The organism is Streptomyces huasconensis (genome assembly GCF_021028635.1).
GTDB lineage: Bacteria > Actinomycetota > Actinomycetes > Streptomycetales > Streptomycetaceae > Streptomyces > Streptomyces huasconensis.
Genome location: NZ_CP086119.1, coordinates 923765 through 937595, shown reverse-complemented (window position 1 = coordinate 937595; position 13831 = coordinate 923765). Strand labels below are relative to the sequence as shown.

At 72.5% G+C, this 13831-nt stretch carries 13 protein-coding genes; 9 read left to right on the top strand and 4 right to left on the bottom strand.

What is annotated here, in order from left to right; all coding sequences use genetic code 11:
• Positions 1-13: 13 nt before the first annotated feature.
• A complete protein-coding gene (locus J2N69_RS04120) occupies positions 14-709 on the top strand; it encodes a B3/B4 domain-containing protein (RefSeq protein ID WP_230899511.1) in 696 nt (231 codons plus the stop codon).
• 24 nt (positions 710-733) lie between these two features.
• Here J2N69_RS04120 and J2N69_RS04115 read toward each other — a convergent pair whose 3' ends face one another.
• Positions 734-1471, bottom strand: a complete 738-nt coding sequence (locus J2N69_RS04115) for a lysophospholipid acyltransferase family protein (RefSeq protein WP_230899510.1) — start codon at positions 1469-1471, stop codon at positions 734-736.
• A gap of 224 nt (positions 1472-1695) precedes the next feature.
• On the opposite strand from J2N69_RS04115, the gene J2N69_RS04110 reads away from it, so the two are divergent.
• The 4 genes from J2N69_RS04110 (at position 1696) to J2N69_RS04095 (ending at position 4879) form a co-directional block, all read left to right on the top strand.
• Complete coding sequence (locus J2N69_RS04110) at positions 1696-2022, top strand: thioredoxin family protein (protein ID WP_330166791.1); 327 nt, start codon at positions 1696-1698, stop codon at positions 2020-2022.
• 253 nt (positions 2023-2275) lie between these two features.
• Positions 2276-2785 carry a flavin reductase family protein gene (locus J2N69_RS04105; RefSeq protein WP_230899508.1) on the top strand — a complete coding sequence of 170 codons (510 nt, stop codon included), beginning with the start codon at positions 2276-2278 and terminating at the stop codon, positions 2783-2785.
• Between the two features lie 285 nt (positions 2786-3070).
• Positions 3071-3856 carry an electron transfer flavoprotein subunit beta/FixA family protein gene (locus J2N69_RS04100; protein ID WP_127910027.1) on the top strand — a complete coding sequence of 262 codons (786 nt, stop codon included), beginning with the start codon at positions 3071-3073 and terminating at the stop codon, positions 3854-3856.
• 60 nt (positions 3857-3916) lie between these two features.
• On the top strand, positions 3917-4879 hold the full coding sequence (locus J2N69_RS04095) for an electron transfer flavoprotein subunit alpha/FixB family protein (RefSeq protein ID WP_127910026.1): 963 nt from the start codon (positions 3917-3919) through the stop codon (positions 4877-4879).
• Positions 4880-4938: 59 nt separating this feature from the next.
• Here the strand turns inward: J2N69_RS04095 and J2N69_RS04090 are convergent, their stop codons facing one another.
• Positions 4939-5838 (bottom strand): endonuclease/exonuclease/phosphatase family protein, encoded by a 900-nt coding sequence (locus J2N69_RS04090; protein WP_230899507.1) that lies wholly within the window; start codon positions 5836-5838, stop codon positions 4939-4941.
• Positions 5839-6085: 247 nt separating this feature from the next.
• On the opposite strand from J2N69_RS04090, the gene J2N69_RS04085 reads away from it, so the two are divergent.
• The 3 genes from J2N69_RS04085 (at position 6086) to J2N69_RS04075 (ending at position 9792) form a co-directional block, all read left to right on the top strand.
• A complete protein-coding gene (locus J2N69_RS04085) occupies positions 6086-7378 on the top strand; it encodes a DUF6986 family protein (RefSeq protein ID WP_230899506.1) in 1293 nt (430 codons plus the stop codon).
• A 74-nt stretch (positions 7379-7452) separates the two neighbouring features.
• Complete coding sequence (locus tag J2N69_RS04080; RefSeq protein ID WP_230899505.1) at positions 7453-9291, top strand: serine/threonine-protein kinase; 1839 nt, start codon at positions 7453-7455, stop codon at positions 9289-9291.
• A 21-nt stretch (positions 9292-9312) separates the two neighbouring features.
• Complete coding sequence (locus J2N69_RS04075) at positions 9313-9792, top strand: hypothetical protein (protein ID WP_230899504.1); 480 nt, start codon at positions 9313-9315, stop codon at positions 9790-9792.
• A 60-nt stretch (positions 9793-9852) separates the two neighbouring features.
• Here the strand turns inward: J2N69_RS04075 and J2N69_RS04070 are convergent, their stop codons facing one another.
• Complete coding sequence (locus J2N69_RS04070; protein WP_230899503.1) at positions 9853-10893, bottom strand: LacI family DNA-binding transcriptional regulator; 1041 nt, start codon at positions 10891-10893, stop codon at positions 9853-9855.
• Positions 10894-11067: 174 nt separating this feature from the next.
• Here J2N69_RS04070 and J2N69_RS04065 point away from each other — a divergent pair, with 174 nt between their 5' ends.
• Positions 11068-12042 carry an ROK family protein gene (locus J2N69_RS04065; RefSeq protein ID WP_230899502.1) on the top strand — a complete coding sequence of 325 codons (975 nt, stop codon included), beginning with the start codon at positions 11068-11070 and terminating at the stop codon, positions 12040-12042.
• Between the two features lie 292 nt (positions 12043-12334).
• On the opposite strand, the gene J2N69_RS04060 is transcribed toward J2N69_RS04065, so the two are convergent.
• On the bottom strand, positions 12335-13633 hold the full coding sequence (locus J2N69_RS04060; RefSeq protein ID WP_230899501.1) for a glycoside hydrolase family 27 protein: 1299 nt from the start codon (positions 13631-13633) through the stop codon (positions 12335-12337).
• Between the last annotated feature and the right edge of the window lie 198 nt (positions 13634-13831).

Sequence of the window (13831 nt, the reverse complement as noted above, 5' to 3'; positions counted from 1 at the left end):
AGCAAGGCAGCTCATGACCCACGCGCCCCTGGCCCTCACCGTCTCCGACGAGGTGCGCGCCCTCGCGCCCGGCTTCACCCACCTCGCCATCGAGGCACACGGCCTCGTCAACGCCCCCAGCACCGATGACAGTGCGGCCCTTCTCGACGAGGCCGCGCGACGCCTGGCCGTACGACTCGACGGCCGCGCCCCGCACGAGGACCCGCACATGGCCGCCTGGCGCGCCGCCTACACGGCCTTCGGCGCGAAGCCCTCGCGCACCCGCAACTCGGCCGAGGCCCTGGCCAAGCGCGCGCTCGCGGACGGCGGACTGCCCCGGATCAACGTCCTCGTCGACGTCTACAACGCGATCAGCGTGGCCCATCTGATCCCGGTCGGCGGCGAGGACCTGGACCTGATCAAGGGCGGGATGCGCCTGGTGCGGGCCACCGGGACCGAGGAGTTCGTGACCGCATCGGCGGGCGAGCGTGTCGTCGAGCACCCCGACGCGGGCGAGGTCGTGTGGTGCGACGACGAGGGCGTCACCTGCCGCCGCTGGAACTGGCGCCAGGGACCGCGCACCCGCCTCACCGAGGAGTCGGTGAACGCGATCTTCCTGCTGGAGGGCATGGGCCCGGACGCCGGGCTCGAGGCCGCGGGCACGGAACTGGCCGAACTCCTGGAGAAGTTCAGCCCCGGCGCGCGGATCACCGTCCACGCGCCGCGCTAGGCGTGCGGACGGTCAGGCAGGCGGTCAGCCGGCCTCGGCGGCCTCGGCGGCCTTCACCTCGGCGGGGGTCGGCGCCGTCCCACCGAGGTGCGCCGGCATCCACCAGGTGTCGTCCGGACCCTTGGGGCGCACGGGGTAGGCACGCTGCGCGGCCTCCAGCAGCTCCTGGCAGCGCTCGCGCAGCCGCCGGGTGATCGCGCCCGCGTACTGGTCCTTGGGCGCCTCGATCGGCTCGCCGACGCGGATCGTGATCGGCAGGTGGCTGCGCCTGAAATTGCGCGGGTGACCCTTGGTCCACAGCCGCTGCGTGCCCCACAGGGCCATCGGGATGAGCGGCACCCCGGCCTCCTGGGCCAGCCGCGCGGCGCCCGTCTTGAAGGTCTTGAGCGTGAAGGACTGCGAGATCGTCGCCTCGGGGAAGACGCCGATGATCTCTCCGGAGCGCAGCGAGTCCAGGGCGTGCGCGTAGGCCGCCTCGCCCGAGGCGCGGTCCACCGGGATGTGCTTCATCCCGCGCATCAGCGGCCCGGAGATCTTGTGCCGGAAGACCGACTCCTTGGCCATGAAGCGCACCAGGCGCTTCTGGGGCAGGGCGGCGAGGCCGTCGAAGATGAAGTCCAGGTAGCTGATGTGGTTGCTGACCAGGACCGCGCCGCCGGAGCGCGGGATGTTCTCCGAGCCCTTGCAGTCGATCTTCAGATCCCATGCCTTGAACAGCGTTTTCGCTGCACCGATGACGGGACGGTAGACAAGCTCGGCCATGGGTGGCGAGGGCCCTTCGTTTCTGGCTGGGGAGGGGGCTCCCGGCGAGAGGTTACGCAGCCGTAGGTTTTTCGGCGTTGCGCAGATCGTGCCCCAAGAACGGACGAGTGACCAGCCTTGGTGCCCTCAATCCGGGAGATTCTCGTCACGTCGGAAATGTTTCGCGGGTACGTGAGCGCTGAACCGGGGAGCGAGTGGAAGAGGGCGAGGGGCGGGAGACGTACGTGCCAGGACGCGACACCGGGCGCAGGCTCGGCGCGACGGACATCGGGCAGGGGCTGGGCGAGCGGGCCACGCTCGTGCAGTTCTCCAGCGCCTTCTGCCAGCCCTGCCGAGCCACCCGCAGAGTCCTCGCCGAGGTGGCCGCGATGGTCCCGGGCGTGGCCCACGTGGAGATCGACGCCGAGGACCACCTCGACCTCGTACGGGAACTGCGCGTCCTCAAGACGCCGACCGTCCTCGTCCTGGACGCACGGGGCCACGTGGTGCGCCGCGCCGCGGGCCAGCCCCGCAAGGCCGATGTGATCGCCGCCCTGGGCGAGGCCGTGTGACGGGCCACCGCCTCGCGACCGCCGCCCGCGCGCGGAGCGCGCCCGTATCCGAGCCCGTGACATGTCTTGCACAACCGCGGAAAGACTTGACTGCACGCGGCACCTATCGCGAGCCTTCTCCCATGCCTCGGGACCTCCTTCTGTACGAGCGCGTCCACGTGGACCTCGCCCGCCACGCCAGTGCCCGCTGTCCGCACTGCTGAGCACCGACGCCTTGGCTCGTAACACCGGAACCCGGCAGAAGGACCCCTCCATGACGGCCTCGCCCGCCCTCGGCACCCACCCGCCCGCCACCTCCGACCTGCTGCGCTCGGTCTTCCGGCGGCATGCCGCCGGAGTCGCCGTGATCACCGCGGCGCACGGCTCACGTCCCGTCGGCTTCACCGCCACCTCGCTCACCTCGGTCTCCGCCGAGCCGCCGATGATCTCGTTCGGCATCGGCACCGGCGCCTCCAGCTGGCCCGCGGTCTCCGAGGCCGCGCACGTCGGCGTGCACATACTCGGCGAGCACCAGCAGGAACTCGCCGCCACCTTCGCGCGCAGCGGCGCCGACCGCTTCGGGGCGCCCACCAGCTGGCGCGAGGGGCCCGAGGGGGTGCCCGTGCTCGACGGCGCCCTCGCCTGGCTGGTCTGCCGCGTGGTGACGCGCGTGCCCGCGGGCGACCACCGCCTGGTGATCGCCGAGGTGGTCACCGGGGACCCCGCGGGCGAGGGCCGCCCGCTCCTCTACCACCAGGGACGCTTCAACGCGCTGCGCGACTGAGAGTTCCCGGTGAGCGGGCACTTCAGGTGATTACGGAAATCTGGGGCGGCGCGCAGCGCCTCTGGCAGGGTGGTGGCGGGAGACGGGTGGGCGTTGGGAAGGTCACAGTTCAAAGCGCTTGCTCAGCGGGAACGAACTGGGTGTACTCATGAGTAATATTTCGTTCGGAGCGCGGCCCGCCCCGACCGTGATCCGCCGCTTCAGGCGCCTATGCTGCCTGCAAGAAGGCAGTAGCCATAAGCCGAGGCAGCAGCCCAGTAAAGACGATGCAGTAGGAGAGCCGGCGTGAGCTTGAGGATCGTTGTCTGTGTGAAGTACGTGCCCGACGCCACCGGCGACCGGCACTTCGCCGATGACCTGACCGTCGACCGCGACGACGTCGACGGCCTGCTGTCGGAGCTGGATGAGTACGCGGTCGAGCAGGCGCTCCAGATCGCCGACGAGGCGGACGACGCGGAGATCACCGTGCTCACCGTCGGTCCCGAGGACGCCAAGGACGCGCTGCGCAAGGCGCTCTCCATGGGCGCCGACAAGGCCGTCCACGTCGAGGACGACGACCTGCACGGCAGCGACGTCATGGGCACCTCGCTGGTGCTCGCCAAGGCCATCGAGAAGACCGGTTACGACCTGGTCATCTGCGGCATGGCGTCGACCGATGGCGTCATGGGCGTGCTCCCGGCGATCCTCGCCGAGCGCCTCGGCGTCCCGCAGGTCACGCTGCTCTCCGAGGTCTCCGTCGAGAACGGCACCGTCAAGGGCCGCCGGGACGGCGACGCCGCCTCGGAGCAGCTGGAGGCCTCCCTGCCGGCCGTCGTGTCCGTGACGGACCAGTCGGGCGAGGCCCGCTACCCGTCCTTCAAGGGCATCATGGCCGCCAAGAAGAAGCCGGTGGAGGCCCTGGAGCTGGACGACCTGGACATCGACGCCGACGAGGTCGGCCTCGCGGGCGCCTGGACCAAGGTCGACTCCGCCACCGAGCGTCCGGCGCGCACCGCCGGGACGATCGTCAAGGACGAGGGCGAGGGCGGCAAGCAGCTCGCGGAGTTCCTCGCGGGCCAGAAGTTCATCTGAGCTTCGGTCACCTTTCCCACCGCCCCCAGATTCTTCGCACCCGCAGGAGATTGAAGTCCCATGGCTGAAGTTCTCGTCTACGTCGACCACGTGGACGGCGCCGTCCGCAAGCCCACCCTTGAGCTGCTGACCCTGGCCCGCCGCATCGGCGAGCCCGTCGCCGTCGCGCTGGGCAACGGCGCCGCCGACACCGCCGCCGCGCTCGCCGAGCACGGCGCGGTCAAGGTCCTCACCGCCGACGCCCCCGAGTTCGCCGACTACCTCGTCGTACCGAAGGTGGACGCGCTCCAGGCCGCGTACGACGCCGTCTCCCCGGCCGCCGTGCTGCTGCCCTCCTCCGCCGAGGCCAAGGAGATCGCGGCCCGCCTCGCGGTCCGGCTCAAGTCCGGCATCATCACGGACGCCGTCGACCTGGAGGCCGGCGACGAGGGCCCGGTCGCCACGCAGTCCGCGTTCGCCGCTTCGTACACCACCAAGTCCCGCATCACGCAGGGCACCCCGGTCATCACGGTCAAGCCGAACTCGGCCGCCGTGGAGGCCGCCCCGGCCGCGGGCACCGTCGAGGCGCTGTCCGTCTCCTTCTCCGAGCAGGCCACCGGCACCAAGGTCGTCTCGCGCACCCCGCGCGAGTCGACGGGCCGCCCCGAGCTGACCGAGGCCGCGATCGTGGTCTCCGGCGGCCGCGGCGTCAACGGCGCCGAGAACTTCGCGATCATCGAGGCGCTCGCCGACTCGCTCGGTGCCGCCGTCGGCGCCTCGCGCGCCGCGGTCGACGCCGGCTGGTACCCGCACTCCAACCAGGTGGGCCAGACCGGCAAGTCGGTCTCCCCGCAGCTGTACATCGCCTCCGGCATCTCCGGCGCGATCCAGCACCGCGCGGGCATGCAGACCTCGAAGACCATCGTCGCCATCAACAAGGACGCCGAGGCCCCGATCTTCGAGCTGGTCGACTACGGCGTGGTCGGTGACCTCTTCGAGGTCGTCCCGGCCCTCACCGAAGAGGTCAAGTCCCGCAAGGGCTGAGCCTGCCGTGCCTGTCCGAGGCCCTCGCCCCGCGCCAGCGGGGCGGGGGCCTCGCCGCGTCACAGCGTCAGCGTCGCCTGCACCGCCCAGTGGTCGCTCGGGTACTGCCCGCCGAGCGAGAACGTGTTCATCGACGCCGCGTGGACCGTCGCCGAGGGCCGCGTCAGGACCCAGTCGATGCGGCCGCCGCCCACGACGGGCGGCTTGTACCCGCCGAACGTGCCGTACGCCGGGCCGCGTTCCTTCGCGACGTCCCAGGTGTCGACGAGGCCGGCGCCCAGCATGGTGGTGTAGACGGAGCTGTCGTGCGCCGTCGCGTTGAAGTCGCCCGTCACGATGAGCGGCGTCGTCGTGTTCATCAGGGCGATGCGCTCGACCATGAGGGCCGCCGAACGCTCGCGCGCGTTCTGGCTGACGTGGTCGAAGTGCGTGTTCAGGACGTACAGCTGGGTGTTGGTGACCAGGTCGAGGAAGCGCACCCAGGAGGCCATGCGGGGCGAGTTGGCGCCCCAGGTGTTCGAAGCGATGGTGTACGGGGTGTCCGACAGCCAGAAGTGTTCGTACTCGAGCGGGAACAGCCGGCGGTTGTCGTAGAAGATGGCCATGAACTCGTCGCGGCTGCCGCCCCCGACGCCCGTGCCGACCCAGTCGTAGTTCGCGCCGAGATCCGTCTCGATGTCCTGCAACTGGTAGTAGAGGCCCTCCTGGGTGCCGATGATGTGCGGCTGGGCGCGCAGGAGCATCTCCTTCATGGCCGGGCGCCGTTCGGGCCAGGTGTGCGGTGGTCGGTTGCTCGCGAAGCGGACGTTGTACGACATGACCTCCAGGCGCGCTTCGGGCCCCGGGGCGGCCTGTGCCCGGCCCCCGGACAGCACCGTGCCGGACAGGGGGAGCGCCACGGCGGCGGCGAGCGCGGTCCGCAGGACGGAACGGCGCGTGAAGGGCGAGTCGATGGGCACACGAGCTCCTTGTATTCGGTCGGCGCGGCCGGGCACCGGGGGCGCGGGGCGGACGTGGGCCACAGACTGGCGGCATCGGCCGCCGTCAGGGCCCGGGACACGCGTGAACCCGCGCGGTCGGCTACGTATGCAGGACACGGGAGGGTGTTGACCAGCACGGAGGTCACGGATAACTTCGCTATACGGATTGTTGATTCCGTGAAGCGGAAACGCCGGGCGCGGCACCGACTGTGTGGAGGATGCGGGAATGGGTCAGCAAGAGAAGGTGGCGACGAGCCTCGCCGGCGCGGTCAGCGAGGGCATCAGCGCTTCCCTCGCCCCCGTGGACGCGGAGCTGGAGCGCCGCTACCCCGGCGACCCCGGCACCCGCCAGCCCGTCCACACCGTCTACGTCCCCGGTGAGCAGTTCGGCGCCGACACCATCCGCACCTGGGGCGACAAGGCCCTGGCGATGCTCGACGAACACGCCCCGGACGCCGCCTCCTTCGCCGCCGTCCTCGGCCTGTCGGACGACCTCGCCGACGCCGTCCACACGCGCGTACGCGCCAAGCTGGAGCGCGAGCCGGTCGAAGACCTCCGGGTCGACTTCGAGGACGGCTACAAGGGCGCCGACGAGGACCAGGACGCCGCCCGCGCGGCCCGCCTGATCGCCGAGGCGTACAAGAACGGCACCGCCGCCCCGTACATGGGCATCCGCATGAAGTGCATGGAGGAGGCGGTACGCGACCGCGGCATCCGCACCCTCGACGTCTTCCTGTCCGGCCTCATGGAGGCGGGCGGCCTCCCCGACGGGCTCGTCCTGACGCTGCCCAAAGTGACCTACCCCGAGCAGGTCACCGCGATGGTGCGCCTCCTGGAGGAGTTCGAGAAGGCGCGCGGCCTGGAGCGGGGCCGCATCGGCTTCGAGATCCAGATCGAGACCAGCCAGGCCATCCTCGCCACCGACGGCACCGCCACCGTCGCCCGCATGATCCAGGCCGCCGAGGGCCGCGCCACCGGCCTGCACTACGGCACCTTCGACTACAGCGCCTGCCTGCACGTGAGCGCCGCCTACCAGGCCAGCGACCACCCGGCCGCCGACCACGCCAAGGCCGTCATGCAAGTCGCCGCCGCCGGCACCGGAGTCCGCGTCTCCGACGGTTCCACCAACGTCCTGCCGGTCGGCACCACCGAGCAGGTCCACGACGCCATGCGGCTGCACTACGGCCTCACCCGCCGCGCCCTCGCCCGCGCCTACTACCAGGGCTGGGACATGCACCCCGGCCACATCCCCACGCGCTACGCCGCCGTCTTCGCCTTCTACCGAGAGGGCTTCGAGGCCGCCGCCAAGCGCCTGGCCGCGTACGCCGGGCACCACGAGGGCGGCGGCGTGGCCGACGAGCCCGCCACCGCCAAGGCCCTCGCCGGCTACCTCCTGCGCGGCCTGGACTGCGGCGCCCTCGACGCGGGCGAGGTCACCCGGCTCACCGGCCTGACCCTGGCCCGCCTCCAGGGCTTCGCGGGCCCGCGCCGGGGCGATCTCACGGGATCGGGCAAGTAACACCCGGCTCGTACTGTCACCGCCGCCCCTTAGTCTGTACGCCACAGAAGTGGTGTCACACGGACGGGGCAGCGGTGTCTTCGGGGGATCAGGAACAGACGGGCGAGGCGGGCAGGCTCCTCGCCGGGCGCTATCGCGTGGTGGCGCAGCTCGGCCGCGGCGGCATGGGCGTCGTATGGCGCGCGGTCGACGAGGTGCTGCACCGCGAGGTCGCGGTGAAGGAACTGCGGACGTATACGGACATGGCGGGACCGGAGCTGGCCGATCTGCGCCTGCGGATGCAGCGCGAGGCCCGCGCGGCCGCCCGCGTGCGCCATCCCGGAGTCGTCGCCGTGCACGACGTGGCGGAGGTCGACGGACGGCCCCTGATCGTCATGGAGCTGGTCGACGGCCCCTCCCTCGACGACGTGCTGCGCGAGCGCGGCACCCTGGACCCCCGCGAGGCAGCGGCCATCGGCGCCAAGGTCATGGAAGCGCTGGCCGCCGCCCACCGCGTGGGCGTGCTGCACCGCGACGTGAAGCCGGGGAACATCCTCCTGGAGAGCGGCGGCCGCGTCGTCCTGACCGACTTCGGCATCGCCACCATGGAAGACCCCGGCGACGGCTCGGCCACCCACCTCACCCGCAGCGGCGAACTGGTCGGCTCCCTGGACTACTTGGCGCCCGAGCGCGCCCAGGGCCACGATCCGGGCCCCGCCTCGGACGTCTGGGCGCTCGGCGCCACGCTGTACGCCGCCGTCGAGGGCTCCTCGCCCTTCCGCCGCACGTCGACGTGGTCCACGCTCACCGCGATCGTCGCCGACCCGCTGCCCGAGCCGCGCCACTCGGGCCCGCTGACCCCCGTACTGCGGCAGCTCATGGACAAGGACCCACAGGCGCGCCCCGACGCGGACGCGGCACGGCAGCTGCTCGACGGCGTCGCGGCGACGGGGCCGGCGGGGCCGCGGGGGCCGGGGGGCGCGGCCGGGTTCGGCCCGCGCCCGGGCACCGAGCGCAGCATCCCGAGCACGCCACCCCCGGGCTTCGGACCGCCGCCTTCCGTGGGACAGGCGTCCCCGGTCCAGCCGTCTCCGGTCCAGCAGCCTTCGATCCAGCCGTCCCCGGCCCAGTCCCATCCCGCCCAGGCCTCGCCGGCCGGGGCCTACGCGGGAGCGTCCGCCGTTTCGGTGCCCGCGGCTCGCCGGGAGACGCGCTCGACGCAACGCCCGCGCCGAGGCAGGGCGTTGCTCGCGGCGGTCGGCGTGATCGTGGTGCTCGCGGTGACCGGAGCGACCGTCGCGTTCCTGAACGGCAAGGACGACACCGGCAGCCAGGCACGGCAGGACACCGCGGCAGACGGTTCCGGTTCGGCGCACGACGACGGCAGCAGCGGCCCGCTGGGCGGCGAGTCGAAGCGTCCCAAGCCTGATGGGCAGGACGCCGGGAAGTCCCGCGAACCGGACGCGAAGCGCTCCAAGGGCAGTGCCAAGGACGGCACCGACGGCACGGACCGCGACAAGGGCGGGGCCGAAGACGCCGGGGACACCCGGGACAAGGCCAAGGACCGGGACGAGCCCGCCTCGCGCCCCGACCCCACGTCCAAGCCGACCGGCGGAAGCAGGCCGGGCGGCGGGGGCGGCTCCGCCGAGGACCCCGTCTGCCACCCCATCGGCGGCGGCAAGTACAACTGCTCGGTGTGGCGCACCGCGAAGTCGTACACCGCCTCCGGCGCCGAGGCGGGCACCCTCAACGCGGGCACGAACTACTTCTACTGCCAGCAGAACCTGGGCCGCCGCGAGACGCACGGCGAGTGGACGAACGTCTGGTGGGCGAAGACGGACGACGACAGCGGCAACACCAACGTCTTCGTCAGCGACGTCTACATCAAGGGCGGCGACAACGACAAGCCGCTGCCCGGCCTGCCCACCTGCTGAAGCCATGACCCCGCTGAAGCCATGAACGAACCCTCCGGCGCGCACGCCGCCGACGAACTGCGCGCCCGCGTCGAGGCGGCGACCACCGGCACGCCCTACCGATACCGCTGGACGGAGCGGGGGTTCGACCTCGTCGTGGACGTCCCGCTGCCGGGCGGGCGCCGCGTGCACACCTACCGCGTCGTGCTGCTGCCGGCCGAGCGGACGTTCACGCTGACGGACGTGGTCCGCACCCACGAGCGCGGACCGTTCGGAACCACACGGAGGACCGTGGAGACCGGCCGGGCGCGGTACCGCACGTGGAGCCGCTCCCTGGACGGCTCCGAGCGGCACTCCTTCTCCTCCGCCGACGGGCACCGGTTGATCCGGGGGGTGACCGAGGAGCTGGGCTGGCGGGAACAGAAGCCCGCCGCCCAGAAGGGCGCACTCGTCGCAGGTGCCGTCGGCGGCCTTGTGGCCCTCGGCACGCTGATCGCCCTCGCGGTCGCCTTCTGGCCCTGAGGGCCCTGGCGCCGAGAGCTTCCTGCCCTGAGGGCGGCTCCCAGGGCGGCCGGGGGCCGATCAGTCGGCAGGCGGCAGTTCGCCCGACCCGCGCGTGATGAGGCGCGTCGGCAGCTCGACCCGCTCCGGAGCCGCGGACGCGCCGTCGAGCTGCCGGAAGAGCCGCTCGGCGGCCGTCCTGCCCAGCTGCGCCGCGTCCTGCGCGACGACGGTCACGCCGGGGTCCAGCAGGTCCGCCAGCTCGATGTCGTCGAAGCCCACCAGGGCCACGGGCCGGTCGAGGGCGGCGAGGACCCGGACGACCGTGACGGTCACGCGGTTGTTGCCCGCGAAGACCGCCGTGACCGGCTCGGGGCCGCGGAGCATCGCCTCGGCGGCCGCGCGGACCCGCCCCGGGTCGGTGACGCCCAGCGACATCCAGGCCTCGTCGACCGGGATGCCGGCGTCCTCCATCGCGGCGCGGTAGCCGCGCAGCCGCTCTATGGCGGTGTGGATGCGCGGCTGGTCGCCGATGAACCCGATGCGGCGGTGGCCGTGCGCGATGAGGTGGGCGACGCCGTCCCGGGCGCCGCTGAAGCTGTCGGAGAGCACCACGTCGGCGTCGATCTTCCCGGCCGGGCGGTCCACGAAGACGGTCGCGACCCCGGCGGCGATCTCGGGCTCCAGATAGCGGTGGTCGTCACCGGCCGGGATGATGACGAGCCCGTCGACCCGGCGCGCGCACAGGGCGAGCACCAACTCCTGCTCCCGGTCCGGGTCCTCGGCGCTCGAACCGTTGATCAGCAGCGCGCCGTGCGCCCGGGCGACCTCCTCGACGGCGCGGCTCAGCGGGCCGTAGAAGGGGTCCGCGAGATCCTCCAGGACGAGGCCGATGCTGGCGGTGCGGCCCTTGCGCAGGACGCGCGCGCTGTCGTTGCGGCGGAAGCCCAGGGCGTCGATGGCCTCCTGCACGCGGCGTTCGGTGTCGGGGGTGACGCCCGGCTCGCCGTTCACGACCCGTGACACCGTCTTCAGGCCGACTCCCGCGCGGGCCGCGACGTCCTTCATGGTCGGACGGTTGCCGTAGCGGTTGGCGGGTCGTCGGGCGGCGGTCTCGGCCACGGTGCGCTGTCCTGTCCTGTCGTCCGGATGGTGAGGGGGGCCTCGGTGGGGCGGGCTCGAAGCGGGGCGGTGGAGCCGTGGCGTCGAGCATAGGGCCTGGACAACGTTGTCAGATGCAGGGGAGACTTACCTTCGCACTCTCCGGCCTGCCCTGACACAGGAGATCCGACACCGATGCACATGGACCTCGTCGCCGCACTCGACATCGGCGGCACCAAGATCGCCGGCGCCCTGGTGGACGGGCGGGGGCGCATCCTGCTGCGCGCCCAGCGGCCCACACCCGCGCGTGAGGACGGCGACACGGTGATGCGGGCGGTGGAGGCGGTCCTCGGCGAGCTGACCGCGGGCGAGCTGTGGGGCCGGGTCACCGCCGTCGGCATCGGCAGCGCGGGTCCGGTGGACGCGTCGGCCGGCACGGTCAGCCCGGTCAACGTCCCCGGCTGGCGCGGCTACCCCCTGGTGGAGCGGGTCCGCGCGGTGACCGGCGGGCTCCCCGTCGAACTGGTCGGCGACGGCGTGGCGATGACCGCGGCCGAGCACTGGCAGGGCGCGGCCCGCGGCCACGACAACGCGCTGTGCATGGTCGTCTCGACGGGCGTCGGCGGCGGCCTCGTCCTCGGAGGCAAGCTCCACCCCGGCCCCACGGGCAACGCGGGTCACATCGGTCACATCAGCGTGGACCTCGACGGCGACCCCTGCCCATGTGGCGGGCGCGGCTGCGTCGAGCGCATGGCGAGCGGCCCGAACATCGCGCGCCGCGCCGTGGAGAACGGCTGGCTGCCGGGCCCCGACGGCGACACCTCGGCCGCGGCCGTCGCGAGCGCCGCCCGCGCCGGGGACCCCGTCGCCGTCGCCTCCTTCGAACGCGCCGCCCAGGCCCTGGCCGCCGGGATCGCCGCCACGGCCACCCTCGTCGAGATCGACATCGCGGTGATCGGCGGGGGAGTGGCGAAGGCGGGTGACCTCCTCTTCACGCCGCTGCGCCGCGCCCTGGCGAACTACGCCACGCTCTCCTTCGTACGCGACCTGACCGTGACACCCGCGGTGACCGGCACCGACGCGGGCCTGGTCGGCGCGGCGGCCGCGGCGCTCGGCGGCGCCACCGCGTCGAACGGGGCGGTGGGGTTGCGGTCGGTGGTGGGGGGCTGAGGGGGTCTTCCGGGGCGCCGGTTGCGGTGGCGGACCCACTCTGTGGCGTGCGCGGCAGGACGCAGTCGGCCCGTGTGCCCGTGGGGGAGCGGTAGGCCGCCGCGACCTTCACGTCGTACGTCCCGGGGGCAGCGACCGCGCGGTGGGCGATGAGGTCGCCTTGGTCCGCCGACCGCCGACCGCCGACCACCGGGTGCCTCGGCCGAGCCGCCACGTGCCTGTCGGTACGCGGCCCAGGTTGGTGACCGCGGTGGTGAGCGGCTTACCGGCCCGTGGAGGTCGCCGCCGCCGCTCAGGCCGAGTTCCGCACGGCGGGCGGGTGCTCGGCCCGCCTGCCGTCGGCCGATACCCGCAGCAGCACGGTGCCGTGCGCGGGGACGGTCGCCGCGATCCTGCCCGCCGATGGGCGGCTCTTGTGCCGCCACAGGTCGCGCAGCGTGTACGCGGTGGCGCCGGGCAGGCCGACCGTCTTCGCCGTCGTGGAGATGGTCCGCGCGCTCCCGGTCTCGTTGAAGAGGGCGACGGCGCGGCTGCCGTCCTTCATCTCCTTGGCGACGACCCAGCGGCCGTTCCCGGACGAGAGGACCTTGCCCTGCCTGCCCAGCGGGTCCTGGTCGACCGCGATGACCTCCTTGTTGCCGAGGATCTCGAAGGTCTCCGGGGTGGCCTTGCGCAGGTCGGACCCGATGAGCAGCGGCGCGGCCATGATCGACCACATCGAGAAGTGCGTGCGGTACTCGGTGCCGGTCATGCCGCCGTTGCCGACCTCCAGCATGTCCGGGTCGTTCCAGTGCCCCGGTCCCGCGTACGCGTCGAGCGGCAGGTTCCGCTTCATGATCGAGAGCATGGAGGACCAGTTGTCGCTGATGTCCCCGGTGGTGCGCCAAAGGTGGCCGACGTCCGCGGCCCACTTCCACGGCTTGTTCTCGCCCCACTCGCAGATGCTGTGGACGATGGGCCTGCCGGTGGTCCGGGAGGCGGCCCTCAGCGCGTCACGCATCGCGGTGTACCGCTTCTTGGCGTCCACGCCCTGGTTGTTGCAGTTGTCGTACTTGAGGTAGTCCACGCCCCACTGAGCGAACTGCCGCGCGTCGCTGCGCTCATGGCCGAGCGCGCCGGGGAACCCGGCGACGTTGCAGGTCTTCGTCCCGGCACTGGTGTAGATGCCGAACTTGAGGCCCTTGGCGTGGACGTAGTCCGCGACCGCCTTGATCCCATGGGGGAAGCGCTTGGGGTCGGGCACCAGCTTGCCCTTGGCGTCGCGCCGCGGGAGCGCCCAGCAGTCGTCGAGGTTGACGTACTGGTAACCGGCTTCCTTGAGGCCCTTCTCGACGAAGATGTCGGCGATTGCCTTGACCATCGCCTCGTTGAACTCGGCCCGGCAGTGCGTGGCGTTCCAGTTGTTGAACCCCATGGGCGGGGTGAGCGCCAAGCCGTCGGGAAGCCGCACGGCGGGCCCGGCGGCGGAACGCCCGGGGGCGGGCCGCTCCCCGGCGTCGCGCGCGGCGACCGGAGCGGTGAGTCCTGCGGCGCACAGCAGGACAGCGGAGAGCGGTCCGACCACTCTGCGGCGGATGGTGGGGGGTGGCATATGACGCATCGTTACCTTCCTCCGTACTCGCGGAAGGTTAAGCCTCGCGTGGCATGAGGCCTCGCGTGTCACGAAGCGTCGCGTGTCGTGAAGGGCTGATGGCCGGGGAGACCCGCGTACGAGCGACTGGCACGGCTCGGTGCGAGCGGGCAGCACGATGCCCCCGCCCTCGGTACGGGGCGGGGGCATCGCGGGCAG

What these genes read in the sequence shown, in the direction of transcription:
- J2N69_RS04065 (WP_230899502.1), top strand. Translation starts at nt 11,068, where the DNA reads ATGCACATGGACCTCGTCGCCGCACTCGACATCGGCGGCACCAAGATC.
- J2N69_RS04115 (WP_230899510.1), bottom strand. Translation starts at nt 1,471, where the DNA reads ATGGCCGAGCTTGTCTACCGTCCCGTCATCGGTGCAGCGAAAACGCTG.
- J2N69_RS04105 (WP_230899508.1), top strand. Translation starts at nt 2,276, where the DNA reads ATGACGGCCTCGCCCGCCCTCGGCACCCACCCGCCCGCCACCTCCGAC.
- J2N69_RS04085 (WP_230899506.1), top strand. Translation starts at nt 6,086, where the DNA reads ATGGGTCAGCAAGAGAAGGTGGCGACGAGCCTCGCCGGCGCGGTCAGC.
- J2N69_RS04060 (WP_230899501.1), bottom strand. Translation starts at nt 13,633, where the DNA reads ATGCCACCCCCCACCATCCGCCGCAGAGTGGTCGGACCGCTCTCCGCT.
- J2N69_RS04075 (WP_230899504.1), top strand. Translation starts at nt 9,313, where the DNA reads ATGAACGAACCCTCCGGCGCGCACGCCGCCGACGAACTGCGCGCCCGC.
- J2N69_RS04120 (WP_230899511.1), top strand. Translation starts at nt 14, where the DNA reads ATGACCCACGCGCCCCTGGCCCTCACCGTCTCCGACGAGGTGCGCGCC.
- J2N69_RS04095 (WP_127910026.1), top strand. Translation starts at nt 3,917, where the DNA reads ATGGCTGAAGTTCTCGTCTACGTCGACCACGTGGACGGCGCCGTCCGC.